Source organism: Streptomyces malaysiensis subsp. malaysiensis (assembly GCF_040653035.1).
Classification (GTDB): domain Bacteria; phylum Actinomycetota; class Actinomycetes; order Streptomycetales; family Streptomycetaceae; genus Streptomyces; species Streptomyces malaysiensis.
Genome location: NZ_JBEZNG010000056.1, coordinates 1 through 26446 on the forward strand (window position 1 = coordinate 1; position 26446 = coordinate 26446).

At 72.0% G+C, this 26446-nt stretch carries 18 protein-coding genes; 6 read left to right on the forward strand and 12 right to left on the reverse strand.

The genetic code is table 11. From position 1 onward, the window contains the following. Positions 1-435: 435 nt before the first annotated feature. Both AB0E24_RS45175 and ahcY read right to left on the reverse strand, forming a co-directional pair. Positions 436-1053 (reverse strand): hypothetical protein, encoded by a 618-nt coding sequence (locus AB0E24_RS45175; protein ID WP_093703531.1) that lies wholly within the window; start codon positions 1051-1053, stop codon positions 436-438. 133 nt (positions 1054-1186) lie between these two features. Then, complete coding sequence (ahcY, locus tag AB0E24_RS45180; protein WP_069871094.1) at positions 1187-2644, reverse strand: adenosylhomocysteinase; 1458 nt, start codon at positions 2642-2644, stop codon at positions 1187-1189. Positions 2645-3053: 409 nt separating this feature from the next. Here ahcY and AB0E24_RS45185 point away from each other — a divergent pair, with 409 nt between their 5' ends. Beyond that, positions 3054-5336 (forward strand): fructose-specific PTS transporter subunit EIIC, encoded by a 2283-nt coding sequence (locus AB0E24_RS45185; RefSeq protein ID WP_359385787.1) that lies wholly within the window; start codon positions 3054-3056, stop codon positions 5334-5336. Between the two features lie 816 nt (positions 5337-6152). Here AB0E24_RS45185 and AB0E24_RS45190 read toward each other — a convergent pair. From AB0E24_RS45190 to AB0E24_RS45220, 7 genes are all read right to left on the reverse strand, one after another. Continuing rightward, positions 6153-7088 carry a cation diffusion facilitator family transporter gene (locus AB0E24_RS45190; protein ID WP_102934852.1) on the reverse strand — a complete coding sequence of 312 codons (936 nt, stop codon included), beginning with the start codon at positions 7086-7088 and terminating at the stop codon, positions 6153-6155. 105 nt (positions 7089-7193) lie between these two features. Then, complete coding sequence (gene manA, locus AB0E24_RS45195) at positions 7194-8390, reverse strand: mannose-6-phosphate isomerase, class I (protein ID WP_102934853.1); 1197 nt, start codon at positions 8388-8390, stop codon at positions 7194-7196. Positions 8391-8525: 135 nt separating this feature from the next. Further along, positions 8526-9830, reverse strand: coding sequence for an SIS domain-containing protein (locus tag AB0E24_RS45200; protein ID WP_359385790.1), 1305 nt, complete (start codon positions 9828-9830; stop codon positions 8526-8528). A 79-nt stretch (positions 9831-9909) separates the two neighbouring features. Beyond that, entirely contained in the window at positions 9910-10092 is a 183-nt protein-coding gene (locus AB0E24_RS45205; RefSeq protein ID WP_059149235.1) for a Trm112 family protein, read from the reverse strand. Between the two features lie 262 nt (positions 10093-10354). Next, positions 10355-11713 carry a phosphomannomutase/phosphoglucomutase gene (locus AB0E24_RS45210; RefSeq protein WP_069871083.1) on the reverse strand — a complete coding sequence of 453 codons (1359 nt, stop codon included), beginning with the start codon at positions 11711-11713 and terminating at the stop codon, positions 10355-10357. 156 nt (positions 11714-11869) lie between these two features. Further along, positions 11870-13486, reverse strand: coding sequence for an L-lactate permease (locus AB0E24_RS45215; protein ID WP_359385793.1), 1617 nt, complete (start codon positions 13484-13486; stop codon positions 11870-11872). A 224-nt stretch (positions 13487-13710) separates the two neighbouring features. After that, entirely contained in the window at positions 13711-14160 is a 450-nt protein-coding gene (locus tag AB0E24_RS45220) for a DUF3499 domain-containing protein (RefSeq protein WP_359385795.1), read from the reverse strand. A gap of 341 nt (positions 14161-14501) precedes the next feature. Here AB0E24_RS45220 and AB0E24_RS45225 point away from each other — a divergent pair, with 341 nt between their 5' ends. After that, positions 14502-14921, forward strand: a complete 420-nt coding sequence (locus tag AB0E24_RS45225; protein WP_069871076.1) for a metallopeptidase family protein — start codon at positions 14502-14504, stop codon at positions 14919-14921. A gap of 129 nt (positions 14922-15050) precedes the next feature. Here AB0E24_RS45225 and AB0E24_RS45230 read toward each other — a convergent pair whose 3' ends face one another. The 3 genes from AB0E24_RS45230 to AB0E24_RS45240 form a co-directional block, all read right to left on the reverse strand. Then, a complete protein-coding gene (locus tag AB0E24_RS45230; protein ID WP_359385798.1) occupies positions 15051-16622 on the reverse strand; it encodes a DUF5719 family protein in 1572 nt (523 codons plus the stop codon). Further along, positions 16619-20635: a glycosyltransferase family 2 protein gene (locus AB0E24_RS45235; RefSeq protein ID WP_359385800.1), complete on the reverse strand. Its 4017-nt coding sequence runs from the start codon at positions 20633-20635 to the stop codon at positions 16619-16621. Before AB0E24_RS45235 ends, AB0E24_RS45230 begins: the two co-directional genes overlap by 4 nt. Before the next feature lie 351 nt (positions 20636-20986). Continuing rightward, positions 20987-21250: a WhiB family transcriptional regulator gene (locus tag AB0E24_RS45240; RefSeq protein ID WP_004952403.1), complete on the reverse strand. Its 264-nt coding sequence runs from the start codon at positions 21248-21250 to the stop codon at positions 20987-20989. Positions 21251-21961: 711 nt separating this feature from the next. On the opposite strand from AB0E24_RS45240, the gene AB0E24_RS45245 reads away from it, so the two are divergent. The 4 genes from AB0E24_RS45245 (at position 21962) to AB0E24_RS45260 (ending at position 26249) form a co-directional block, all read left to right on the forward strand. After that, on the forward strand, positions 21962-22531 hold the full coding sequence (locus AB0E24_RS45245; protein WP_069871070.1) for a cysteine dioxygenase: 570 nt from the start codon (positions 21962-21964) through the stop codon (positions 22529-22531). Between the two features lie 49 nt (positions 22532-22580). Further along, positions 22581-23543: a 2-phospho-L-lactate transferase gene (cofD, locus tag AB0E24_RS45250; protein WP_069871068.1), complete on the forward strand. Its 963-nt coding sequence runs from the start codon at positions 22581-22583 to the stop codon at positions 23541-23543. Next, on the forward strand, positions 23540-24988 hold the full coding sequence (locus AB0E24_RS45255) for a coenzyme F420-0:L-glutamate ligase (protein ID WP_359385803.1): 1449 nt from the start codon (positions 23540-23542) through the stop codon (positions 24986-24988). Before cofD ends, AB0E24_RS45255 begins: the two co-directional genes overlap by 4 nt. Positions 24989-25337: 349 nt before the next feature. Further along, positions 25338-26249, forward strand: coding sequence for a DNA-3-methyladenine glycosylase family protein (locus AB0E24_RS45260; RefSeq protein ID WP_359385805.1), 912 nt, complete (start codon positions 25338-25340; stop codon positions 26247-26249). Positions 26250-26446: the final 197 nt, after the last annotated feature.

Sequence of the window (26446 nt, forward strand, 5' to 3'; positions counted from 1 at the left end):
CTTCGGTGTTTCCAACCTTACCAGATCCGATTTCCGGTCCGTTTCCGATCCGAATTCCGTTTCCGGTGGCCGTTGGAGGGGCCTTGCCTTTCGGCGTGTTTTTGACTTTAGCAGACACACATCCGCGGAACCTAATCGGCTTCGCGTGATGCCTACGGGGTGTCAAAGGTGCTCCGTTTGGATTTCCATCCAGTCTGCGGAGCGGTTCAGATGCAACGTTCATTGGCGGGCAGACCCTGCTCACCACAACCGTTTAAACCTACCTCCCCGGATGACCCTGGTCAAGGACTCCGGGCAAGATTTTTTGTGGGGTACGGCCGGAGCGCTTGCACCCTCCGTTCACCGCGACGCTCCAACGTACGCATCCGCGCCTCCCGGGTCAACAGATTCCCAAGAGATTCTAAACATCGCAGGTCAGAGCGGGTGATATGGCCGTCAGGCCGCGAAGGACGACGGCGGGCTCTCCAGCTCCTCCAGCTCGATACCGGGGGCGGCGAGCACCACGTCCCCCGCGATGTGAACCGTCCGGACCTCTCCGGTGTCCACCTCGCTCACCTGGTACTCGTCCACGACAAGCGGGCCGGTGTCGGTGGCGTGTCCGGTTCTGTCGAGAAGTGCCCACGACTGGTCCAGGGTGATCGGCGCGAGGACCGGATCGGTGAAGGCCACGAGGCGGACGCGGACGGCCCCGGCGCCCGGTTCCAGCCGTAGCAGGCGGGAGACGGCGATCAGGAAGGCTGGGGAGGCACCGGTGAAGGAGTGGGCGCGGACATTGCCCTCGGTCGCGTGCTCACCGGTGGGGTCCGTGCGGACCCAGGTGACCCCGTCCAGAGCCGCGCCCCTGACCTGCCAGCTCGCCGAGTGCAGCTCGACCCTGAGCGGCCGGCCGAGTTCGTCGAGGGTGAGGTCCACGGAGCCGGCGTGATCCCCGGAGGGCGCGGTCCGCTGGGCGACATAGCGCCATCCGCTGGGGCCCGGCGCGCACTGGAAGTGCTCTTCGCCCAGGGGGGTGTGATCGTGCGGGTCGTGGAGGGAGTAGCGGCCGCGGGGCATGGTGAGGTCCTTGACGAGCGTCGGGCCCGTCCGGCCGGATGGCGCGGACGGGCCCTGGGGCCCCCGCCGAGGCGGGGGCCGGGTCAGCGGCCGCCGACGGTGCGGTCGGCGGCGCCGCGATCAGCGGATGCGATCAGTAGCGGTAGTGGTCGGGCTTGTACGGGCCCTCGACCGGAACGCCGATGTAGGAGGCCTGCTCGGGCCGGAGCGTGGTCAGCTTCACCCCGAGCGCGTCCAGGTGGAGGCGGGCGACCTTCTCGTCCAGGTGCTTGGGGAGCACATAGACGTCGGTCGGGTACGACTCCGGCTTGGTGAAGAGCTCGATCTGGGCGATGGTCTGGTTCGCGAAGGAGTTGGACATCACGAACGACGGGTGACCGGTCGCGTTGCCGAGGTTCAGCAGACGGCCCTCGGAGAGCACGATGATCTTCTTGCCGTCGGCGAAGGTCCAGGTGTGGACCTGCGGCTTGACCTCGTCCTTCACGATGCCCGGGACGGCAGCGAGCCCGGCCATGTCGATCTCGTTGTCGAAGTGGCCGATGTTCCCGACGATCGCCTGGTGCTTCATCTTGGCCATGTCAGCGGCCAGGATGATGTCCTTGTTGCCGGTGGTGGTGATGAAGATGTCGGCGGTCTCCACCACGTCGGCCAAGGTGGCGACCTGGTAGCCGTCCATCGCGGCCTGGAGCGCGCAGATCGGGTCGATCTCGGTGATGATCACCCGGGCGCCCTGGCCGCGCAGCGACTCGGCGCAGCCCTTGCCCACGTCGCCGTAGCCGCAGACGACCGCGACCTTGCCGCCGATCAGCACGTCGGTGGCGCGGTTGATGCCGTCGACGAGCGAGTGGCGGCAGCCGTACTTGTTGTCGAACTTGGACTTGGTCACCGCGTCGTTGACGTTGATCGCCGGGAAGAGCAGCGAGCCGTCCCGCTGCATCTCGTAGAGGCGGTGGACGCCGGTGGTGGTCTCCTCGGTGACTCCGCGGATCTCGGAGGCCAGCTGGGTCCACTTGCGCGGGTTCTCGGCGATGGTCCGGTTGAGCAGCTCGAGGATGACGCGGTGCTCGTCGTTCTCGGCGGTGGCGACGTCAGGGGCGGCGCCGGCCTTCTCGTACTCCACGCCCTTGTGGACGAGGAGGGTGGCGTCGCCACCGTCGTCCAGGATCATGTTGGGCCCGCCGGTGGGGGTGCCGGGCCAGGTCAGGGCCTGCTCCGTGCACCACCAGTACTCCTCCAGGGTCTCGCCCTTCCAGGCGAAGACCGGAATGCCCTGGGGGTTCTCCGCGGTGCCCTCCGGGCCGACCGCGATCGCGGCGGCGGCGTGGTCCTGGGTGGAGAAGATGTTGCAGGAGGCCCACCGGACCTGGGCGCCGAGGGCGACCAGGGTCTCGATCAGCACGGCGGTCTGCACCGTCATGTGCAGCGAGCCGGTGATACGGGCGCCGGCCAGCGGCTGCTGCTCGGCGTACTCCTTACGGATCGACATCAGGCCGGGCATCTCATGCTCGGCGAGAGTGATCTCCTTACGGCCGAAGGCAGCCAGGGAGAGGTCCGCGACCTTGAAGTCCTGACCGGAGACGGCTTTCGTCATGAGTGCTGCTCCTCCTCGATCGGGTGCGAGCGAGAGTGGTTCGGCTGGGCATGCGAGGCGCCGGGCAGGCACCCGCGCTTGCGGGCACACCTGTCCCCTTCTACCTCACAGTGCGCAGTCCGTCGGAGGCCCTCTCTCCCTCGGCCGACCCGGTGTGCGGGCCGCCCGACCGCCATCAGCAGCGACGTCTGGCTCGGTCACGAATCTACACCGATCGATGCGGCGAACCCCAGCCCCCATCGGCCATCTTCGGCCGTACGGCCATGACCAGCGGCGACGGCCGCGGCGCTTCCGGAGCCGATGGCTCCCCCCATCGCTTTGATCCCCGCCGGATGTATTGCACGATGCCGCGAGCGCGGGGACGCTGGCAGCTTCCCGCGCCCGCTCAACGCGTTGTAAGGAGAACCACGTGACCAGTCCAGCCGATCCCCCCAACGGTGCGGGGGCCAGCGGACCAGGGCTCAAGCTGCTTGCGGTGACCGCCTGCCCCACGGGCATCGCCCACACCTATATGGCCGCCGAGAAGCTGGCTCAGGCGGCGGAGTCGCTCGGCCACAGCATGAAGGTGGAGACCCAGGGCTCGATCGGGGCCGAGAATGTACTGTCTGACAACGATGTCAGTGAGGCGGACGGCATCATCATCGCCGCCGACAAGGATGTCGACCGCGGTCGTTTCGTCGGTAAGAGAGTCCTCGTCGTCGGGGTCGCCGATGGCATCCACCGGCCTGAGCGGCTGATCGAGCAGGTGCTTGACGCGCCGGTCTACGAGGGCGACGGCCAGGACACCGGGCGTGGCGCCGCCTCGGCGGGTCGCGTCAGCGGTGGCGGTGGGGGCCGCGCGGGCGGTGGCGGGAGCGGTGGCAGCGGTAAGGGGCGCAGCGTCACCTATAAGGCGCTCATGAACGGCGTCTCGTACATGATCCCGTTCGTCGTGGTCGGCGGTCTGCTGATCGCGGTCTCGCTCGCCCTGGGCGGTGATACGACGTCCAAGGGCATCGTCATCCCCGACGACTCCTTCTGGAAGACGGTCAACGACATCGGGAGCATCGGCTTCGAGCTGATGATCCCGGCCCTGTCCGGCTATATCGCCTACGCCATCGCCGACCGGCCCGCGCTGGTGCCCGGCATGGTGGGCGGCTGGATCGCGGCACACGGCGACCTGTACGACAGCGAGGCGGGTGCCGGGTTCATCGGAGCGATCGTCACCGGCTTCCTGGCCGGCTATCTGGTGCTGTGGATCAAGCGGATCAGGGTTCCGAAGTTCGTCCAGCCGATCATGCCGATCATCGTGATCCCGATCGTGGCGACGTCGGCGCTCGGCCTCTTCTTCATCTACGTCCTCGGCGAGCCGATCTCCTGGGTCTTCGAGAACCTCACCGACTGGCTCGGCGGGCTGACCGGCACCAGTGCGGCGCTGCTCGGCATCATCCTCGGGCTGATGATCGCGTTCGACATGGGCGGTCCGGTCAACAAGACCGCGTTCCTCTTCGGCGCCGGGCTGGTGTCCAAGAACCCCGAGGTCATGGGGGCGTGTGCGGCGGCCATTCCGGTTCCGCCGCTGGGTCAGGGGCTGGCCACGCTGCTGCGCCGCCGGATGTTCGACGACCAGGAGCGGGAGACCGGGTTCGCGGCGCTCTTCATGGGCTTCTTCGGCATCACCGAGGGCGCGATTCCGTTCGCCGCGGCGCGGCCGGCACGGGTGATCCCGGCGAACATGCTGGGCGGTGCGGTCGCCGGGGCGATAGCCGGGGTGGCGTCGGTCGAGGACAACGTGCCGCACGGCGGGCCGATCGTCGCGGTGCTCGGGGCGATTGGCGGGGTGCCGATGTTCTTTGTCGCGGTGGTTGGCGGTACGGCGGTTACGGCGCTGGTGACTATTGCGCTGATGTCGGTGGGTGAGGGGCGGGGTGGGGCCGCGGATGCGGATGCGGATGCGGCGGGAGCCGTGGGAGCCGTGGGAGCCGCGGATGCGGATGCGGCGGGAGCCGCTTCTGTGGGTCTGTCGGCGGCGGGCGAGCCGGTTTTGGCTGGGGTGGGTGGCGGCGGTGCCGGTGGGGGCGGTGGGGGCGGTGCGCCGGGGGCGAGTGGTGTGGGGGTGGCTTCGGTGGGGGCTAGTGGTGCCGGGGCCAGCGGTGCCGGGGCTGTCCGTAAAGCGGTCGGCTCTGAGGCGGGGTCTGTCGGGCGCGGCGAGGATGCTGCCGCTGTCGAAGATGCTGCTGACGCCGGTTCCGCGCACCAGGTGCTGTCCGGCTATCTCACCGAGCGGACCGTGAAGGAGCGGCTGGCGGCTGACGGTAAGGACGCCGCGATCCGTGAGATGGCCGAGTTGCTGGCCGCGACCGGCAAGGTCGTGGATACAGCGGAGTTGGTGCGGGCCGCGTTCGCCCGGGAGGACCAGGGCACCACCGGTCTCGGCGAGGAGATCGCGATTCCGCATGCCAAGACGGACGCGGTGACCGCTCCGGTCGTTGGCTTCGCGCGCTCTCCCGAGGGCATCGAGTGGGGTGCGCCGGATGGGACGAAGGCCCGGCTGGTGTTCATGATCGCGGTGCCGGAGGCGGCCGCGGGGGATGAGCATTTGCGGATTCTGGCGCTGTTGTCGCGCAAGTTGATGGGGGCTGAGTTTCGGGAGCGGTTGCTTGGGGCTGGGGATGTGGGGGCGATTTTGGGGGTGTTGGGGGAGATTGAGTAGGTGGGGGTGGGGGTGCGGGGTAGGGGTGCGGGGTGGGTTTTCCCCCACCCCGCCCCTTCCCGAAACCAGGGGCACGCCCCCGGCCCCCCCACCGGGGCTCCGCCCCGGACCCCGTTCACGGGTGTGGGGCGGGTGGGTTTTCCCCCACCCCGCCCCTTCCCGAAACCAGGGGCACGCCCCGGGCCCCCGCTGGGGCTCCGCCCCAGACCCCGGCCCGGGGTTCCACCCCTGAGCCCCGGCTCGGACCCGGTTCGGGGTTCTCCCCCTGGCCCCCGGCCCGGACCCCGGCTCGGGGCTCTCCCCCTCGGCCCCGGCCCGGACCCCGGCTCGGGGCTCTCCCCCTCGGCCCCGGCCCGGACCCCGGCTCGGGGTTCTACCCCTGGGCACCGGCCCGGACTCGGTTCTCCCCCTGGCCCCCGGCCCGGACCCGGTTCGGGGCTCTCCCCCCTGGCCCCCGGCTCGGACCCCGGCTCGGCTCCTACCTCCCAGGTCCGGTTCGCGCAGTTCCGCTCCGCGTCCCGGACCAGGCTCATCGGCCGCCGGGACTCCGGCTGGACGCTCCGTGTCCGGAGCTGGTTCGAGGACTCCGCTTCCCATCCCGGGCCAGGCTCCGTCATCCCGCCGGGCCCCGACCCGGACCGGCTCCGGGGCTCAACCCCTGGACCGGCTCGGAGGCTGTGCCTTCACTTCTAGCTCACCCTGTCGGGGTTGCAGCCCGGACTCCGGTTCAGGGGGCTTCCGCTTCCACCTCGTTGCCCGTGCGGGACGGTGTAAGTGCCCGATTCTTGGGGCGGGTTCCCGCGTAGCCACCGTTCGTCAGGCCGGGGTGGATGTTGATGTGGAGGTTCGGAGGATGTCCGGCTCAAGGTAGATGACGCGGGCGATGGGGACCGCTTCGCGGATGCGGGCCTCGGCGGCGTCGATCGCATGGGCCACCTCTGCCGCCGTGTCGTCGTGCTGTACCGCGATCTTGGCGGCGACCAGCAGTTCCTCGGGGCCGAGGTGGAGGGTGCGCATGTGGATCACGGCGGTGACGGTGTCGCCGTCCACGACCGCTTCGCGGATCTTGCCGACCTGGGTGACGTCGGCCGCCTCGCCCAGCAGCAGGGACTTGGTCTCGGCCGCGAGCACCAGGGCGATCAGGACCAACAGGGCGCCGATGCAGAGGGTGCCGATGCCGTCCCAGACGCCGTCGCCGGTCAGCAGGGAGAGGCCGACGCCGCCGAGTGCGAGGACCAGGCCGACGAGGGCGCCGAAGTCCTCCAGGAGGACGACGGGGAGCTCGGGGGCCTTGGCGCGGCGGACGAACTCCGGCCAGCTCAGCCTGCCACGGATCTCGTTGGACTCCTTGATGGCCGTACGGAAGGAGAAGCCCTCGGCGATGATCGCGAAGAGGAGCACCCCGACCGGCCAGTACCAGTGCTCCAGCTCATGGGGGTGCTGGATCTTCTCGTAGCCCTCGTACAGCGCGAAGACACCACCGATGGTGAACAGCACGATGGAGACGAGGAAGCCGTAGATATAGCGTTCGCGGCCGTAGCCGAAGGGGTGCTCGGGGGTGGCCTCGCGCTTGGCCTTCTTCCCGCCGAGGAGCAGCAGCCCCTGGTTGCCCGAGTCGGCGATCGAGTGCACGCCTTCGGCGAGCATCGACGACGAGCCGCTGAATGCGAACGCCACGAACTTGGCTACGGCGATGGCCAGGTTCGCGCCGAGCGCGGCAACAATCGCCTTGGTTCCGCCTGATGCACTCATATGTGCCGAATTTCCCTTCCACTACATTGCAGCTCATGGCAGCTTTGCCAGTGCTTTACCGCCTCACGGCGGGCCATTGTTCCAGCCGCTCGAACGGGCCGTACCTCAGGCGGTCACTGTGGCCCTGAACACAGTGCCGTCGCCGCTCAGGGAGGCCCTCTCGCCGGCCGGTACGAAGGCCGACTGCCCGCGTGTCAGGGGGAGTTCGCCGTCCGCTCCGCGCAGGGAGACCTCGCCCGAGGCGCACAGCAGGATCTGCGGGCCGGTCGTCGGCAGCGGGCGCGGATCGGCGCCGTCGGCCAGGACGTGGCGGGAGAGCCGGAACTCGTCGATGGGGGTGGTGTAGAGCTCCTCGCCCGAGGGGTCCGCCTCGGGCCGCAGCACGGCGGGGGCGGCGCTTTCGAAGCGGACGATGCGCAGCAGTTCGGGGACGTCCACATGCTTGGGCGTCAGTCCGCAGCGCAGCACATTGTCGGAGTTGGCCATGATCTCGATGCCCAGGCCGTCGAGATAGGCGTGCGGTACGCCGGCGCCGAGGTAGAGGGCCTCGCCGGGCTGGAGGGTCACGAAGTTGAGCAGCATCGCGGCGATCACCCCGGGGTCGCCCGGGTAGTGCCGTGCGATGGAGGCGTACGCCGCGTACGCCGGGGCGTACGGTCCGTCCAGCGCGCCGAGCCGCTCGGCGGCCACAGATGCCTGCCTTACGGTCTCCGCCATCGCCTCCGGGTCGGCCGTCAGCACGGCGGTCAGCACCTCGCGCAGGGCGTGCGACTCCGGATGGGCGTGCAGGATGTCGACGTACGGCTTGAGCGAGTCGACCTCGAGGGCGGCCAGCAGCTCGGCCGCCTCGTTCGGGTCGCGGAAGCCGCAGAGCCCGTTGAACGGCGTGAGCGCGCATATCAGCTCGGGCTTGTGGTTGGCGTCCTTGTAGTTGCGGTGCGCGGCGTCGATCGGAACGCCGCGCTCCTCCTCGTCCGCGAAGCCCTCCTTGGCCTGCGCGAGGTCCGGGTGGACCTGGAGCGACAGTGGCGAGCCGGCGGCCAGCACCTTGAGCAGGAACGGCAGCCGGGGCCCGAAGAGCCTTACGGCGTCCACGCCGAGCTCGCCCTCGGGATCCGCGGCGATCACCTCGGAGAGCGCGACGGAGCCCGCGCCCCGGTCGACCCGGGACGGCGCCCCGGGGTGCGCCCCCATCCACAGCTCGGCCTGCGGCTCGCCGGTCGGCTGGACGCCCAGCAGCTCCGGGATGGCGGTGGTGGAGCCCCAGGCGTAGGGGCGCACGGTGTTGGCGAGGCGGTCCATGCGGTGCGGTTCCTGACTGTGCAGTGAGGGACGTGGGGCGGTGGGTGCGCGGCTTACGGCGCCACGTTCTTACGCGGTCCTATGGCGTCACGGTCTTACGTCGTCGCGTACGTACAGCATCACGTTCTTACGGCGTCAAGTTCTATCGGCCGAAGCGAGCGCGAGGTAAACGGCGGCGAAATCCGTGATGGCGAGAAGTTCCGCGGCGCTCTCCAACAGGGTGCCCTCGGCCGGTTCCAGCTCGCTGAACGCGGTCTCATGCGCCAGCGCCAGCTCCCGGGCGGTCGGCACGGCCGAGACCGGGCCCACCGGCTCGTCGTGGAGCAGCACGATCCGGGCGCGGAGCGCCTCCGGCTCGTCCACCCGGTCGCGGAAGAAGTCATCCGGATCGGCACCGCCCGCGAACGCCCCGGTCAGCAGCGCGCCATGCGCGGCGAGCGCTCCGGGGAGCTCGGCGACGAGCGCGGGGCGCCCGGCGAGCGCCGCGAGCAGCCCCGAGAAGCGCCGTCCGGTGGCGGCGGCGACCGGGCCCTCGGTCCACAGCAGCGGAAGCGCCCCGGCGAGCTCGGCCGCGAGCGTCTTGGCGGGGTTGGTGTAGGTGGCGATGGCCGGGCCGCAGCGCTCGGCCACCTGGTCGAGCCGGTCGGCCACCTGTTGGAGCGCGGTGGGCGGCGCGGACACCAGGCCGATCCGGTCGACCAGCAGGAGCAGCGGGGTGAGCAGGGCCCACAGCGTGCCGGGCAGCGCGGGGCCGGTCATCTCGTCGGGAGCGGTGCCGGGCGGCTCGACGGGCTGCGGGACGGAAGGCGTCCCGTACGGGGCCGGGGCATCGCCCAGGGCGCCCTCGGCGAGGGCGGCGTCCTCCTCCGCCACACCGGGCGCCAGCGGGTCCCTGCGGTACGGATCGATGCCGTACCCGCCGGTGGCGTACGGGGCCGAGTTGTCCGACGCCGTGGCCAGCGGCACCATCAGGCCGCGCGCCTGCGCGACCGCGTCGGCCAGCGGGGACCGGTCCGGGGCCACCGCGACGATCGCGCAGCCACGGCGGTACGCCTGCTCGACCAGGCGCGGAAGGCCCGGTTCCGTACCGTCCGGCGTCGCGAGGACCAGCAGGTCCAGCGGGCCGGCCCAGCCGGGCAGCGCCCAGCGCAGCGCGCCCGGCGCCGGGGCCACGCCGGTGGGCACGATCAGGCTGACCGGGCAGTTGCCTCCGCTGAGCGCGCCGAGGAGGTCGGCGGTGCAGCTCCCGGCCGCCCCCGGGCCCGCGACCATGACGGCGCGCGGCCGCCCGTCCGGTTTGAGGTCGCCTATCCCCGCCTCGGCGGCGTGCCGGGCGGCGGTGCGGACGCGGGCGCCGGATTCGGCGGCTCCGCGCAGCAGCCCGCGGGTGTCGGCGCGGGCGAGGGCCTCGGGGGCATCGAGAAGGGATTCGTCGAGCATGGTGCTTCGGCCTCCGATCGCCGTGGCGGGCGGTACGCGCGGGACCGCGCGGGGGCTGGGGCTCCGGCGGGCCGCCGAGTCAGGCCGGGCGGCGCGCCTCGTCGACGAGCAGGACGGGGATGCCGTCCCGGACGGGGTACGCGAGACCGCACCCCTCGCCCGTGCACACCAGCTCGGGGGTCTCCGGGGACTGCTCCTCGCGCAGCGGGGCGTGACACGCCGGGCAGGCGAGGATCTCCAGAAGACCGGCTTCGAGCGGCATGGGGTCGTCCCTTCGGGTGTGAGTCCAACCGGACATCGGTCCGGCGTGGTCAGCGTACCGCCGGGCGGGGGCGCGGCGCGGCCGGTGGGCACCGGAACCCTGGGGCTCCCCGGGCTCCGGGAACGCCGTGCGCCCTGCGCGCGGACCGCCGGGGCGCCTTCCGGGCGGACGGCCGTAAGGGCTCCGCAGAGACTTCCGTAAGGACGCGGCCTGTCGCGGGGGCCGCGCGCGGCCGTAAAGGGCCACGCGCGGCCTTAAGGAGCTACGCGCGGACGATCGAGAGGACCTCGTCGCGGACCCCGGCCGCCGTCTCCGTGTCCCTCGCCTCCACGTTCAGACGCAGCAGCGGCTCGGTGTTGGAGGGGCGGAGGTTGAACCACCAGTCGGCGGTGGTGACCGTAAGGCCGTCGAGTTCATCGAGCTCGGCGCCCTCCCGGCCCTCGTAGGCCGCCTTGACCGCCTCCATCCGGCCGGTCTGGTCGTCGACGGTGCTGTTGATCTCGCCGGAGGCCGCGTACCGGTCGTACTGCCCGACCAGGTCCGACAGCGGGCCCTTCTGGCCGCCGAGCGCGGCCAGGACGTGCAGGGCGGCGAGCATGCCGGTGTCGGCGTTCCAGAAGTCGCGGAAGTAGTAGTGCGCGGAGTGCTCACCGCCGAAGATCGCGCCGGTGCGGGCCATCTCGGCCTTGATGAAGGAGTGGCCCACGCGGGTGCGGACGGGGCTGCCGCCGTTCTCCTTGACGACCTCGGGGACCGACCAGGAGGTGATGCAGTTGTGGATGACCGTCCCGCCCGGGTGCTTGGCCAGTTCGCGGGCGGCGACCAGTGCGGTGACGGCGGAGGGGGACACCGGCTCGCCGCGCTCGTCCACCACGAAGCAGCGGTCGGCGTCGCCGTCGAAGGCGAGCCCGATGTCGGCACCGGTCTCGCGGACCCGGGCCTGTAGATCGACGATGTTCTTGGGGTCGAGCGGGTTGGCCTCGTGGTTGGGGAAGGTGCCGTCCAGCTCGAAGTAGAGGGCGTCGAGCTCGAGCGGGAGCCCCTCGAAGACGGTCGGGACGGTGTGGCCGCCCATGCCGTTGCCCGCGTCCACGACGACCTTCAGCGGCCGGATGGCGGTCAGGTCCACCAGCGAGCGCAGATGGGCCGCGTAGTCGGCGAGTACGTCCCGCTGGGTGATGGTGCCGGACTCCGCGGCGGGCTCGGGCGCCCCGGTGCCCGCCCATTCCTCGACCAGGGCGCGGATGTCGGCGAGCCCGGTGTCCTGGCCGATGGGGGCGGCGCCCGCGCGGCACATCTTGATGCCGTTGTACCGCGCGGGGTTGTGGCTGGCGGTGAACATCGCGCCGGGCAGGCCGAGGTACCCGCTGGCGAAGTAGAGCTGATCTGTCGAGCACAGCCCGATCTCGGTCACATCCACGCCGAGCGAGGCGGCACCGCGCGCGAAGGCCCGCGCCAGACCGGGTGAGGAGGGGCGCATGTCATGGCCGACGACGATCGCGTCCGCACCGGTCACCCGGGCGAAGGCGGCGCCGAAGAGTTCCGAGAGCGACTCGTCCCACTGGTCCGGGACCACACCGCGCACGTCGTACGCCTTCACGATCTGCGACAAGTCGGGCACAGCCAACCCCTTCTGGAGGTCCTGGTGGAGATGTCTCGACGGACGTCTCCGCGGATGTCCCTGCGGACGTCCCTGCGGACCTCAAAACCTACCCGCAGGACCTGGGCCGGAACTGTGAGCCCCGTCGCGCGGCGTGCTGCGGCGCCCCGGACCGGGTCACGGCAGCATCCAGCCCAGCAGGAAGGAGGACTGCGCGACGACTATCAGACACATCACCAGCAGCAGCGCGACGCTCCACGGCAGCACCTTACGGAGCAGATCGCCCTCGCGCCCCTTGAGCCCGACCGCCGCGCACGCGATGGCGAGATTCTGCGGGGAGATCATCTTGCCGAGCACCCCGCCCGAGCTGTTGGCGGCGGCGAGCAGATCCGCGGAGAGCCCGGACTCACGGGCGGCGGTCACCTGGAGGGAGCCGAAGAGGGCGTTGGCGGAGGTGTCCGAGCCGGAGACGGCGACTCCGAACCAGCCGAGCACCGGCGAGAGGAAGGCCAGCCCGGCCCCGGCGGCCGCGACGAAGTGACCGATGGTGGCGGCCTGTCCGGAGAGATTCATGACATAGGCGAGCGCGAGTACCGAGACGACCGTAAGGATCGCATGACGCAGTTCGCGCACCGTGGCCCCCCACTCCCGCAGGGCGTCGCCCGCGTTCACCTGGAGCACGGCTGCGGTGGCCACCCCGGCCACCAGCACCAGGGTGCCGCCGGTGGCGATCAGCGGCATGGAGAAGACATTGGCGCCGACCGGCTTTCCGTCCGGCGCCGCGACGTCCAGGAAGGGCCAGTCGAAGGTGCGGGTGGCCTTGGCGAAGAGGTCCTTGACCGGGCCGATCTGGGCTACGGAAAAGATCGCGACGATGAGCGCGTACGGGGCGTAGGCGCGCAGCACCTCCGGGCGCGGGTCCTCGTGGTCCAGGTCGTCGCTGCGCACACCGGTGAGCACGGCGGCGCGCACCGGCTCCTCCGCGGGCCGCCGGGCGGCGGGCACGGCCATCAGCACGGCCGCGCCGACCAAGGCGGCCGCGATGTCGGCGAGCTGGACGGAGAGGTAGTTGGAGACGGTGAACTGGGCGATGGCGAAGGCGACTCCACAGGCGAGCGCGGGCACCCAGGTCTCGCGCAGCCCGCGCCGGCCGTCGACGATCACGACCAGCAGCAGCGGGACGACGAGGGCGAGCAGCGGAGTCTGCCGGCCCACGACGGAGGCGACGGAGTCCAGCGGCAGCCCGGTGACCTGAGCGAGCGTCACCACGGGGGTGGCCATGGCGCCGAACGCTACGGGCGCGGTGTTGGCCACGAGTGCCACGACGGCGGCGCGCACCGGGTCGAAGCCGAGCGCCACGAGCATGACCGAGCAGATCGCCACCGGCGCGCCGAACCCGGCCAGCGCCTCCAGGAGCGCACCGAAGCAGAAGGCGATGACGAGGGCCTGGACGCGGGGGTCGTCCGAGAGCCCGCCGAAGGAGCGGCGCAACACGTCGAAGTGGTCGGTGCGGACGGTCATCCGGTACACCCACAGGGCGTTGACGACGATCCACATGATGGGGAAGAGGCCGAAGAGCACCCCCTGGGCGGCGCTGGAGAGGGTCTGGCCGACGGGCATCCCGTACGGGAGCCAGGCGACGAGAGCGGCGACGACGAGCCCTATGGGGCCCGCGTAGTGGGCGCGCATCCGCACCCCGCCGAGCAGGGCGAGAACGGTGAAGAGGGGAAGGGCGGCGACGAGGGCGGACAGGGAGAGTGAATCGGCGACGGGGTCCAACTGCTGCACGAACACACGGGCCTCCCGGCGTGGACCATCCCTGGAAGGTCACATCCGTAATGCGGAAACGGAGGACCCTGGGGTGCAGGCATGGTCGTGTCCGCGCCAAGTCACAGTCAATGCTCCGTCAGCAAGTGATCCCGGAGAACGTCAGAGGGGGACGCCGAAAACGCCGGAAACACCGGGGAGGACCTCGGAGAAGGCCGCGCGGGATCGGAGAAGATCGCGCCGGAAGCCGGTCAGGACTCGGGCGACCGCAGGACCCGCAGATGGCCGCGGCGCGGCACCTCACGCGGGTCGCCCTCCCGGCCGCCGTGCCCGGCGCCAGGGCCACCCGAACCGGCCGCCGCTCCCGCCGCGCGCTCCTGCGGGCGGGCGGCCTCCCGGACCGCGTTGGCCAGCGCCTCCAGATCGTCACCGCTGGGCCGGGGCGGACCGGTGTCGACGGCGAGCCGGACGACCTCCCAGCCACGCGGGGCGGTCAGCCGCTCCGAGTGCTCCGAGCACAGGTCGTAGCAGTGGGGTTCGGCGTAGGTGGCGAGGGGCCCGAGAACGGCGGTGGAATCCGCATAGACGTACGTCAGCGTCGCGACGGCGGGGCGGCCGCAGGCGGTGCGCGAACAGCGACGTACAGGGCTCACGACGTTGGACGGTACCGCACTCTTGAGCGGGCCGCGACGAATCTCCACCAGCTCACTCCGCCGTGTCGTCCCGGTTCGCCCTCTGCACCCGAAACGTGAACTTACGGGCTGACCAGCGTGGACTCCCAACACGACAACAACCGCCGACAACGAATCCGGTCACCACTCGAACCGAGAGAGGTCATCCTGGATCAGAGAAGCGGCCCAAGAGACGTCCGTTTTTGGACCCAAGCATGGCTGGAATGCTCATTTGGCGACATCCGGCACGGCTGTCCGGTAAGCGCATGAGGGCGGGCGGACGACAGCTACCCTCGTGAGTGATGACCAGGCCCGTACACCCCCACCAGTCCGAGCCGCGTCCCCGTCGTCGCGATCGCCACGGACGGGGTATGCGCGGCCCCATCGCGCCACCCCAGGTGCCGCTCTCCATCAGCCGCGCGGAGTCCTTCGTCGACCTTGTGCAGGACTCGGCGGAGCGGCTGGAGAGACGGTGGCCACAGCTGTCCGGGGTCGACTTCACGGTGCTGGAGGTGCCCACGTCGGGACTGGGCGGCCCGGGGTCGGGCGGCGGACCCGACGGGCACGGCGGAGCGGACGGCTGGGACGGCGAATCCGTGCCGCTCGGGCGCTTCATCGCGGCCCGCGGTGACACACCGGACCGGATCGTGATCTACCGCCGCCCGGTCGAGATCCGGGCGAAGAACCGGGACGAACGGGCACTGCTGGTGCACGAGGTCGTGGTCGAGCAGGTGGCGGAGCTGCTGGGGCTGGCCCCGGAATCCGTGGACCCGCGGTACGGGCAGGAGTAGCGGGCGGCGCCCTGGGGACGGCCGTGACCGGCGCGCCGGGACACGAGGCGCCCCGGGGCGGGCCGCGGACCTCCGAGACTTCCGCCGATCCGCTCAGCCGTCCTGGTCGCTTTGGTCGCCTTAATACCCTCAGTCGTCGTTGAGCAGGGACATGTTCTGGCCCGCCTCGGGCACCACGACCGTGCCCCGGTCGTCAGGCAGCGACTGGATCGTGAACATCGGGACCCCGTCCTGCGTCAGCTCCAGCATCCGCGAGGCGTGCACCGGACCGCCGGAGAGCCGCTCGACCGTCACCGCGTACGGGCCCTTGCCCGAGGCCGGGCGCGGTGGCTCCAGGGCCTTGGTGGTGCCGCCCTTGACCTCGTAGGTCTTGCTGACCGGGCTGCCGCCACCGGCGCCCGCGGAGGCGGTGATCCGCACCTTGGCGGCCGCCCGCGGCGCCACCAGGGAGAGCGTCGAGCCCTTGGTGCGGTTGTCGGCCGCGGTGGCGCTGCGCTCGATCGCGGCGGTCGCGGGGATGAACGCCGTCTCCTGGTCACCGCCCTTGCCCCGGGTCACCTGGAGCGCGGCCACCACCGGGGTCGCCGGGCCCTCGCCGCCCTCGGGGGTGAGCAGCAGCGAGCCGGGCTCGCCCTTGGTCACGTCGCCGAGGTCGATCGCGGCGGTCATCCCGCTCTTGACGTGCAGCGACTCATGTCCGGCCGGGGTGATCGAGTTGTTCGGCCCGGCCAGCCGCACCTTGAGGTCGGCGTCGTCGGACCCGGGCGCGAAGACGACCAGGCGGGCCGAGGTGGCGTCCTTGGGGATGCCGGGGATCGCCACACTCGAGGAGGGCACGGCGGAGGGGGGAAGCCAGTCGCTACCGGCCTTCTGGTCCACGGCCTGCACCTCCGCCCCGATCCGGCCGCTGCGGGCCGTCACGCGGAGCGAGGCGCTCTCCGCCCGCTGATCGGTGAGGGTCGAGAGCAGGACCGGGAGCGTGGAGCGGGGCGGGACCGTGATCGACTCATCGGTCGCCGACTTCAGCCGGCCGCTCGGTCCGTAGAGCTTCAGATCCACCTCGGCCGCGGCGTCGTCCGGGTTGGTCAGATGGACGAAGTCCTGACGGCCCCGGTCGGTGCTGACGCCGGGGAACCAGAAGTCCGTGTCCGGCGCCGTGCACGCGGTGCCCAGGATGCCGCGCCCGCTGCCCGCGTCGATCGTGGTGGTCTGCTGGACGGTCCAGCCGGGCGCGAATCGGCCGTCGGCGGTGCCGATGAGCGCGGGCGCGCCCGCGCTGCTCACGTCGGTGGTGACGGGCTTGCCGGGCTCCTTCAGGGGCAGCACGGGCTTGTCGCCGCCCGAGGCCACCTGGCCGCCCTTCCCCCCGTCCTTGCCACTCTTGTCGTTCTTGTCGCCCTTACCGTCGTCGCCGGGATCCGTCACGTCGTCAGCGGCGTTCTGCGCGGGCAGCAGTTCGGCGGTGCCGTCCTTGGCGTCCGCACCGTCCCGCTTGGGCGTGTACGCGGTGTAGGTGGTGCTGCTCACATCCGAGGTGGAGGGCGTCGGGCACAGCAGCGTCGAGCGCTGCACGGGCAGCCTGGTGGCGGCCTTACCGGCGGAGCCCGCGTCATCGGAGGAGCCCCCGGTGAGGGCCGCGACGCCGGAGATGGCGGCCAGCGCCGTGACGGCGCCGATCAGGGACAGGGTGGTGCGGTTCATCGCTGCTGCTCGCTCCCGTCGCGGCGGTCCTCGGGGTCGGCGCCGCCGTACGTCGTGTCGCCCTGCGCGGGGTAGCCGCCGTCGGTGTAGGGCTGCTGCTGGTCGTAGCCGTAAGGGTCGGCGTACTGGCCGCCCGCGTACGGGTCCGCCGGGTACTGGCCCTCCTGCGCCGGGTACTGGCCGTCCTGGTAGCCGGCCGGATAACCGGTGTCCTGGTAGCCGCCCTGGTAGTCACCGGCCTGGTACTGGCCGCCGGGGTACTGGTCCGCGTAACCCTCGCCCGGGTACTGCTCCCCCTGGTACTGACCGGCCGGGTACTGCCCGTATCCGGCCTCGGCGTACGTCTGCGCGTCCCACTGCCGCTCGTACTGCTGCCCGTACTCCTGCTGGTGCGGCACCGCCGCGTACGGGTCGCCGGCGGCCGCCTGGTCACCGTAAGGATCGTGCGCCGCGGCCTGGTCGCCGTAAGGGTCGCCCATGGCGGGCGGCTCCACGGGCGGCGCCAGCGGCGGCTCGCCCGGCTGCGGGGGGATCCCGCCAGGCTGCGAGGGAAGGGCGTCCGGCTGCGGCGGAAGGGCGTCCGCGGCGGCCGGATCGGCCTCCGGCCGCCCCTTGGCCGCGTCGGCCTGCCCGGTCTGCGCGGCCTGCGCCTCTGCGGCGGCCCGCAGCCGCCGCGCCCGGCGGCCGTCGCCCGCCAGGTCCTCGGCGGTGATGACGGCGGCCGCGCTCTCCGCGTCCGGCAGGTCGTCGTCGACGTTCCGGCGGCGGCCCGGCAGTGCCAGCACCAGCAGGACGACCGCGAGCAGCCCCTGGGCCCACACCCATGCGGTGTGGGTGATGGGCGCGTCGTAGGTGAGGTCCAACCGGCCGCCGTTCGCCGGGAGTTCGAAGCCCTGCGCCCAGCCGTCGACCGTCATCGGCTTCAGCGGTTCTCCGTCCAGCGTGGCCTGCCAGTCGGGCGCGGACCGGTCGGCGATCCGCAGCACCCGCCCGGCCGCGCCGTCCGGCACGGTGGTGTGCGCCTCGACGGGGCCGGAGGCCACGTGCACCGGCTTGGCCGCGGCCCCGCCCGCCGGGCGGCCCGAGGACTCGGCCGGGACGATGGAGACCCGCGAGACCCGCTGGTCGACCCGCCACAGCACGCCGCCGTGCTCCCGGCTGAGCTGGGTGAGGCCCGGGGTCGCGTTCAGCACCCGCTCCATCTCGGGCGGCGCGCCCTTTTGGACGTAGACATAGCGCACCGCGTAGCCGCCGAGCTGGCGGGTCTGGTCGGCGCCGGAGCCCGCGATCAGATTGGCCACGACACCGTCGAGCCCGCTGTCGGAGTAACCCTTCGCCGCGAGTTCGCCGTCGCCCAGCCGGGCGCCGGAGCCGCGCACCAGGGCGTAGTCGGCGCGGGCGGCGCTGCTGCCGCCGCCGAGCACCAGGGTGCGGGCCTGGTCCTCGGTGGCGCTCTCGGCCGCCACGAAGGCCGGGACCTGCGAGGGGTCGCGCCGCCCCACCGGACCGTCCGCGCCGCTCGCCATCCAGCTGACGGCGGCGTACAGCGGCGCGGCGACCGTGGCGACCGCGATCAGCAGCGCCACCGGCTGGCGCCAGCCGAAGCTCTGCGCCGCCACCCGCTCCCGTGCGCCCTCGGCGCCGACCACACCGGCGATCAGCAGCGCCAGGCCGTAGACGAGGGTCGCGGGCCCGGCCCAGCCGGAACCGCCCGTGAGCGCCGCGAAGAGGAAGCCGGTGAGCGCCACGACCCACGCGGTGCGCACCACCGTCTGCCGCTCGCCGCGCATCAGGGCGGCGAGCGCGGCCAGGACGAAGCCGAGCAGCAGCAGCGTGCCGCCGCCCTTGGGCCCACCGGGGCTGAGCGCGAGCAGTTGCAGGGCGGACGCGGAGCTCGCGCCGCGGTCCAGCCCGGCCTCCTCCAGGAAGCGGGCCGGGTCGGTGAGGAGATCCAGCGACCAGGGGGCGAGCACGACGAGCGGGGTGACGATCACGCTCAGGAACCGCAGCCCGTATCCCATGAGCTGCTCGGTGCCGCTCTGCCGTTGGCGCAGCGCGAGCACCCCGACGCCCAGGAGGAGGGCCATCGGCCAGACGACCGGGGTGAAGGCCATGGTGAACGTCAGCAGCAGTGCGTACGCCCATGTCGCCCGCCAGCTCGGCAGCTTCGACCCGTTGCTCGTGAAGCCGGTCGCGGCGGCCGCGGCGCGGGCCATCAGCGGCAGTAGTACGGCGAGCACGGCGGTGCCGAGCCGCCCGCCCGCGAGCGCCCCGGTCGCGGCCGGGAGGAAGGCGTACGCGACGCTTCCCCAGGCGCGCAGCAGCCGGGACTCGACCAGCGGCCGGGAGGCGAAGTACGCGATGAACCCGGCCAGCGGCACCGAACAGACCAGCAGCAGGGTCAGTGTGAAGCCCGTGGAGCCCAGGAAGACCGTGGCCAGCGCGGCGAGTGCGGCCAGATACGGCGGCGCGGACTGCGTCCCGCCGGTGCCGACCGGATGCCAGCCGTCCACATAGCTCGACCACAGGTCGGAGACATGGGCGGGCGCGGGCAGCAGGGCGCCGCCCGCGAGCGCGCCCGCACCGAGCAGATCCCGGCAGGCGACCAGCGAGACCACCAGCAGGACGAGGAAGAGCATCGGGCCGGGCTTGCGCGCGACCCGCTTGAGCCGGGCGAACTGCTCGACCTCCAGGAAGTCGGCGTCATCGTCGCCGGGCCCGGACTCCACCGCGCCATGCCGCCCGCCGGAGGACAGCTCGGGCTCGGAACGGCCGCCTATATTGCTGGCGACCTGCTCGACCGTCGCCCTTACGGTCGCGCCGGGCGGCGGGAAGAGCGGCCGCAGCTCGCTCGGCTCGGTCGCCGGGCGCCCTCTGCGCTTGCGCGCGGCGAGGATCCGCCCCGGCCGCAGCAGCACGCCGAAGAGACCGGCGACCTCGTCCAGGGCCTGTCCCGGCACCTTGCCCACGAGATAGGCCAGGGTGCGCAGCAGCGTGCCGAGCAGGAGCCGCAGCATCACATAGGGCAGCAGCGCGCCGCGGGTGTTGACCAGCAGGGTGTAGACGGCGCCGGCCTTGTCCACGCGGTGGGGGTTCGCGACGGAGCGCCCCACGCAGTCGATGGGCCGCCGCTCGCGCGCGGACGCCTCCGCGTGCCGCAGCACGGCGTCCGGGGCGATCAGCACCTGGTGCCCGGCCGCCTGGGCGCGCCAGCACAGGTCGACGTCGTCCCGCATCAGGGGCAGCCGGGAGTCGAAACCGCCCAGCTGCTCCCACACATCGCGGCGCACCAGCATGCCCGCGCTGGACACCGACAGCACCGGGCGCACCTGGTCGTGCTGGCCCTGGTCCTGCTCACGCCGTTCCAGACCGGTCCAGCGGCGGCCGCTGCGGGCGATGCTGACGCCGACTTCGAGCAGCTGCCGGCGGTCGTACCAGCCGCGCAGCTTGGGGCCGACGATCGCGGGCTCGCGGTTGGCGGTGAACTCGGCGTCCACCACCCGCAACAGCTCGGCCAGGGCGTCCGGCTCGGGCGCGCAGTCGTCGTGCAGCAGCCACAGCCACTGGATGGGCTCGCCGTGCGGCAGCTCCGGCATGTCGTACGCGTCGTCGCGCCAGGTGCGGTTGACGGGGTCCCAGCCGCTGGGGCGCTTGAGGTACGCGAGCTCCTCGGGGCCGAGTACGGGCGCCGTACGGACCGCTTCGGCGACGGCCGTGCCGAAGCCGCTGCGGCGCGCCATATGCAGCACCCGGTCCTCGCCGAGGGTCTCGGTGAGCAGCCGGGCCGAGTCGTCGGCGCTACCGGTGTCGGCCGCGACGACGCTCTGGACGGGGCGCTCCTGGCCGAGCAGGCCGGACAGCGCGTCGGGCAGCCAGCGGGCACCGTCGTGGGCGACCAGTACGGCGGTGACGACATGACGCGGATAGGCCGGTGTCTGGGCCTGTTCTTGAGCGGGCGCAAACGCGGCGGTGGCGGCCGGATATTGGGCCGCCGAGTGGCTGTGCACGGACATCGAGGTACGGGCCCCGGTTCGCTGGACTGCGGTGGACGCGCGCGCCCATGGGGGCGTTGGAGCGTCTCGGACGGGGCCCCACACTAACGGCTGTGTATGCGACCGGTCCGCCTCCCGTCGCCATGGGCGCGGGGAGCGGACCGCTCACGGTGGCTCACTCCGTCGTGAACTGTACGGATATGTCAGTGCGGGTCATACGGTTCCGGCGGGCCCGGTCGGCCGGGTGGGCCTGGTGGGCCTGGTGGCTCCGGCGGGGCCTCGTGGGGCCGACGGGTCTGGTGGGGTCGGCGTGCACGACGGCCCGGCGGTCTGACGAACGGGTGTCAGACGGCGGGTGTGAGACAGCGGGTGTCAGACGGCGGCCTTCTTCAGTCGGCGGCGCTCACGCTCGGACAGACCGCCCCAGATGCCGAAGCGCTCATCGTTGGCAAGGGCGTACTCGAGGCACTCGGAACGGACCTCACACGCGAGGCAGACCTTCTTCGCCTCACGGGTGGATCCGCCCTTTTCCGGGAAGAACGATTCGGGATCGGTCTGGGCGCACAACGCGCGCTCCTGCCAACCGAGCTCCTCGTCCGCCTCTTCGACCAGCAGTTGCTGGAACAACTCGGTCATGTGCGCCCCTCGTCTGTCTTTGCGTCCCCGTGCCTGATGCCGTCGGTGAATCGGCAGAACGACACGAGTGAAATTACAAGTGTGCCGATCCGGGCCAGTCAAGCCGAGATCTGCTATTGGGCCTCTTATTCACTCTGCGGAACCAAGGCTTCGCAGAAAGTGTTCAAATCGGCCTAAACGCGACACCTTCCCCATCCGTTGCCCGGGTCCCTCCTCTCTCGCTCAATGAGAAGGACGCCATCGGCGCCGGTCTCGTTGCATCGCGCGGGAGATGGGGCGGGCGGGGAGCGTGGTGGTGCGTGGGTGATGCGGGGGTGGTGCGCATTGCTGCGCCGTGTCACCGGTACAACGCGCGCACAAACCTTTCTGCTTCCACAGTGACCGGATGAGGTGAACCTTGACCTGAAAGCTGAGATCAAGTTGACAGCGGTACGGCGATCCGGGTCTCCTTGGTCACATGTCAGTGACCCACGCGCCCCTGCCGACCCGTGACCACGGGTTCCGCTGCGCTGTGCGGGCTCGCTGTCGCTGTTCGAGCTGTTGATGCCCTCCGAGCTCCAGCTTTCTCCGTTTTCCCTGCTTTCCCCGCTTTCTGTGCGTGTTTCGCGCGGCGTCTCGTTCTGACACCGGACACCGCACGCCGCGTCCACACCACACTTCGCGTCCTTACGGCGCCCTTACCGCGCCCTCTCCCGCCGAGGAACCACCCGCATGAACAGCGACGTCCAGATCGCCGGTGACCCGCTCGACATCCCGCATCTGCTGCCGCCCGTACCCGCGCACCCCTCCACCGTCTCCGCCTTCGCGGGCCTGGCCCGCACCATCGCGGCCGACCGCGACGGCTGGGCGCCCCTTGTCCGGTACGACGCCACCAGCCGCTGGTACCACCGGCTGCGCACCGGCCCCGGCTATGAGGTGTGGCTGCTCAGCTGGGTGCCCGGACAGGGCAGCGGTGCCCATGACCACGGCCGCTCCTCCGGGGTGCTGACGGTGCTCCAGGGCGAGCTCACCGAACGGGTGGGAACGCGGGGCGTGGGGCATACGCTGCGCGCCGGCGCGCAGCGGGTCTTCGCGCCCGGTTATGTGCACGACGTCGTCAACGACTCGCTCGAACCGGCCGTCAGTCTGCACATCTACTTCCCCGGGCTGACCGAGATGCCGCTGCACCCCACCCAGAGCGCCGAGTTGTCCGCCGCTACGGCGCCTGTCGCGGCCCCTGCCGCGGCCTCTTCCGTGCCTCCTGCCGCGGCCCCCGGCACGCTGGGCGTCATGGGCGGCTGAGCCGCCCCGAACGCCCGCGATGTCCGAGGCGGCTGCAAGACTGTCCTTCATGCGCATTGTGGTTCTGGCAGGCGGTATCGGCGGCGCCCGTTTCCTTCGCGGTCTGATGTCGGCGGCTCCGGACGCCGACATCACCGTCATCGGGAACACCGGCGACGACATCCACCTCTTCGGCCTCAAGGTCTGCCCCGACCTCGACACCGTGATGTACACCCTCGGCGGTGGCATCCACGAGGAGCAGGGCTGGGGCCGGGCCGGGGAGACCTTCGCCGTCAAGGAGGAGCTGGCGGCGTACGGGGTGGGACCCGAGTGGTTCGGCCTCGGCGACCGCGACTTCGCCACGCACATAGTCCGTACGCAGATGCTCGGCGCGGGCTATCCGCTGAGCGCCGTCACCGAGGCGCTGTGCGCCCGGTGGCAGCCCGGGGTGCGGCTGCTGCCCATGACGGACGACCGTGTCGAGACCCACGTCCTGATCGACGACCCGGAAGGCGAAGGCCGTAAGGCCGTCCACTTCCAGGAGTACTGGGTGCGGCTGCGCGCCTCCGTGCCCGCCCACGCCGTCGTTCCGGTCGGCGCCGACCAGGCCAAACCGGCGCCCGGCGTCCTGGAGGCCATCGCCGACGCCGATGTCGTCCTCTTTCCGCCGTCCAACCCCGTCGTCAGCGTCGGCACGATCCTCGCCGTGCCCGGGGTGCGCGAGGCCATCGCCGACGCCGGGGTCCCGGTCGTGGGCCTGTCCCCCATCGTGGGCGACGCGCCCGTGCGCGGCATGGCCGACAAGGTGCTCGCCGCCGTCGGCGTCGAGTCCACCGCCGACGCCGTCGCCAAGCACTACGGCTCGGGGCTGCTGGACGGCTGGCTCGTCGACACCGTGGACGCGGGCGTGGTCGAGGAGGTCGAGGCCGCCGGGATCCGCTGCCGGGCGATCCCGCTGATGATGACGGATCTCAAGGCCACGGCGGCGATGGCGGCCGAGGCGCTGACGCTGGCGGAAGAGGTGCGCGGATGACGGAACTGCCGTCGTATCAGGTGTGGGCCCTGCCCGGGATGCCCGAGGTGCGGCCCGGTGACAACCTCGCCAAGCTCATCGCCGACGCCGCGACCTCCGGCGGTCTGCCGGGGCTCGCGCACGGCGATGTGCTGCTGGTCACGTCCAAGATCGTCAGCAAGGCGGAGGGGCGCGTCGTCGAGGCCGCCGACCGCGAGTCGGCCATAGACGCCGAGACCGTGCGGGTCGTGGCGCGGCGCGGCCGCACCCGGATCGTCGAGACCCGCCACGGCCTGGTCATGGCCGCCGCCGGGGTCGATGCCTCCAACACCCCCTCCGGGACGGTTCTGTTGCTCCCCGAGGACCCCGACGCCTCGGCGCGGGCGATCCGGGCCGGGCTGCGGGAAGTGCTCGGCGTGGAGATCGGCGTCATCGTCACCGACACGTTCGGGCGGCCGTGGCGCACCGGCGTCACCGATGTCGCCATCGGGGCCGCCGGGGTGCGGGTCCTGGACGATCTGCGAGGCGGGGTCGACGCGTATGGGAACGCGCTGAGCGCGACCATCGTCGCCACCGCGGATGAGCTGGCCGCCGCGGGGGATCTGGTCAAGGGCAAGGCCGAGGGGCTGCCGGTGGCCGTGTTGCGGGGGCTTCCGCAGGTGGTGATGTTCGAGGGGCTGGACGGGGTCGGCGAGGCTGAGGCGGTCGGCAGGGTTGAGGGGCATGGCAGGGCTGAGGCGGTCGGCGAGCCCGAGGGGCATGACGGGGCTGAGGGGCATGGTGGACCAGGCGTCGATGGAGGCGCGGACGCGGGGGCGCGGGCGTTGCTGCGCGGCGCCGCGGACGACATGTTCCGGCTGGGCACCTCCGAGGCCGTACGGGAGGCCGTGAAGCTGCGCCGTACGGTCCGGGAGTTCACCGACGAGCCGGTGGACGGCGCGGCGGTGCGGCGCGCGGTGGCCGCCGCCGTCACCGCGCCCGCGCCGCACCATACGACGCCATGGCGCTTCGTCCTGCTGGAGTCGGCGGAGTCACGGACGCGGCTGCTGGACGCGATGCGGGACGCCTGGATCGCCGATCTGCGGGGGGACGGCTTCTCGGAGGAGAGCGTCGCCAAGCGGGTGCGGCGCGGCGATCTGCTGCGCAAGGCGCCGTACCTGGTGGTCCCGTGCCTGGTCGCGGACGGCGCCCACACCTACCCCGACCCACGGCGGAACACGGCGGAGCGCGAGATGTTCGTGGTCGCGGCCGGTGCCGGGGTGCAGAACCTGCTGGTCGCGCTGGCGGGTGAGGGGCTTGGCTCGGCGTGGGTGTCGTCCACGATGTTCTGCCGCCCGGTGGTGCGCGAGGTCCTGGGCCTGCCGGACGACTGGGACCCGATGGGCACGGTCGCGGTCGGCCATGCGGCGGTTCCGCCGGCGGCACGGGCGGAGCGGGGGGTCGAGGGGTTCGTGGTGGTGCGGTAGGGGGGTGTGGCCGGGGTTGTGCGGGTTGGTTGCGTGGGCTGGTTGCGCGGACCGTTTCGCGGATTGAGGTTGTGCGGGCCGGTTGTGCGGCGGGGTCGTGTGCGCGGGGGGGCGGGGGCGCGCGTTGTGCGGAGCCGGGGCGCGGGGGCGGGGACGGTTGCTGGGGTGCGCCTCGGGGTCGCGTTGGGGTGGGGCGGGGTGCCGTCGGTGCGTTGGGGTGGGGCGGGGGTGCCGTTGGTGGAGGGTGGGGCAGGCGTGCCGTTGGTGCGCGGTCGGTTGTGTGCCGGGTGCCGGGCGGGGACGGGCCCGGTGGGGGGAGGGCGGTTTGGGCGGGTCGTAAGGTGGCGGCGTGTGTGTGAGACGTACCTGGAGCCCCTCGGGTCCCTACGACCTCGCTCGTAACCTCGCCGTGCTCCAGCGGGGGCCGGGGGATCCGGCGTTTCAGGTCGGCGCGGACGGCGCGCTCTGGCGGGCGAGCCGGACCCCGGCCGGGCCCGGGTCCATACGGATCGCGCGCAAGGGTGCGGAGATCGAGGGCCGGGCCTGGGGGCCGGGAGCCGAGTGGCTGCTGGACGGTCTGCCCGCGCTGCTCGGGGCGGACGACGACCCGTCCGCGTTCGTGCCCCGCCATCGGCTCGTCCACGAGGCGCACCGCCGTAACCCCGGTCTCCGGCTCATCCGCACCGGGCTGGTCCTGGAATCCCTGATCCCCTCGATCCTGGAGCAGAAGGTCACCGGCATCGAGGCATACCGGGCCTGGCGGCTGCTGCTCCAGCGCCATGGCGAACCCGCGCCCGGTCCGGCCGAGGGGATGCGGATGCGGGTCATGCCCGATCCTCGGACCTGGGCGCTGATTCCGTCGTGGGAGTGGCATCGCGCGGGCGTGGACACCAAGCGCTCCTCGACGATTCTGCGGGCCGTCCGGGTGGCCCGGCGGCTGGAGGAGGCCGTGTCCATGGATCTCGCCGCTGCCTCGGCCCGGCTGCGGTTGATACCGGGTATCGGGCCGTGGACGGCGGCGGAGACGTTGCAGCGCAGTAATGGGACTCCGGATGCGATCACGGTTGGGGATCTGCATCTGCCGCGGATCGTGGGCTATGCGCTTGCTGGGGAGCGGGGGGCGGATGACGCGGCGATGCTTGAGCTGTTGGCGCCGTATGCGGGGCAGCGTTATCGGGCGGCTCGGCTGATTCTGTTGTCCGGGCGTACGCCGCCTCGTCGTGCGCCTCGCTTCGCGGTGAGGGATTTTCGGGGCATGTAGCGGCGCCCTGTAGGACCTGGGGTGTGGTCGCCGTGCGGGTGGGTGGGGTGGGTGGGTGCCTCCGGCGGTGAGTCCCCCACCCCGCCCCTTCCCGAAAGACGGGGCTCCGCCCCGTCACCCCGCGGGGGGGGCCCCCCCCGCCCCCGCCCCCAACCCCCCGGGGGGGGGGGGGCGCCGCCAGGGGGGGGGCGCCCCGC

What these genes read in the sequence shown, in the direction of transcription:
- AB0E24_RS45175 (WP_093703531.1), bottom strand. Translation starts at nt 1,053, where the DNA reads ATGCCCCGCGGCCGCTACTCCCTCCACGACCCGCACGATCACACCCCC.
- ahcY (WP_069871094.1), bottom strand. Translation starts at nt 2,644, where the DNA reads ATGACGAAAGCCGTCTCCGGTCAGGACTTCAAGGTCGCGGACCTCTCC.
- AB0E24_RS45190 (WP_102934852.1), bottom strand. Translation starts at nt 7,088, where the DNA reads ATGAGTGCATCAGGCGGAACCAAGGCGATTGTTGCCGCGCTCGGCGCG.
- manA (WP_102934853.1), bottom strand. Translation starts at nt 8,390, where the DNA reads ATGGACCGCCTCGCCAACACCGTGCGCCCCTACGCCTGGGGCTCCACC.
- AB0E24_RS45200 (WP_359385790.1), bottom strand. Translation starts at nt 9,830, where the DNA reads ATGCTCGACGAATCCCTTCTCGATGCCCCCGAGGCCCTCGCCCGCGCC.
- AB0E24_RS45205 (WP_059149235.1), bottom strand. Translation starts at nt 10,092, where the DNA reads ATGCCGCTCGAAGCCGGTCTTCTGGAGATCCTCGCCTGCCCGGCGTGT.
- AB0E24_RS45225 (WP_069871076.1), top strand. Translation starts at nt 14,502, where the DNA reads ATGCGCGGCCCCATCGCGCCACCCCAGGTGCCGCTCTCCATCAGCCGC.
- AB0E24_RS45230 (WP_359385798.1), bottom strand. Translation starts at nt 16,622, where the DNA reads ATGAACCGCACCACCCTGTCCCTGATCGGCGCCGTCACGGCGCTGGCC.
- AB0E24_RS45235 (WP_359385800.1), bottom strand. Translation starts at nt 20,635, where the DNA reads ATGTCCGTGCACAGCCACTCGGCGGCCCAATATCCGGCCGCCACCGCC.
- AB0E24_RS45240 (WP_004952403.1), bottom strand. Translation starts at nt 21,250, where the DNA reads ATGACCGAGTTGTTCCAGCAACTGCTGGTCGAAGAGGCGGACGAGGAG.
- AB0E24_RS45245 (WP_069871070.1), top strand. Translation starts at nt 21,962, where the DNA reads ATGAACAGCGACGTCCAGATCGCCGGTGACCCGCTCGACATCCCGCAT.
- cofD (WP_069871068.1), top strand. Translation starts at nt 22,581, where the DNA reads ATGCGCATTGTGGTTCTGGCAGGCGGTATCGGCGGCGCCCGTTTCCTT.
- AB0E24_RS45255 (WP_359385803.1), top strand. Translation starts at nt 23,540, where the DNA reads ATGACGGAACTGCCGTCGTATCAGGTGTGGGCCCTGCCCGGGATGCCC.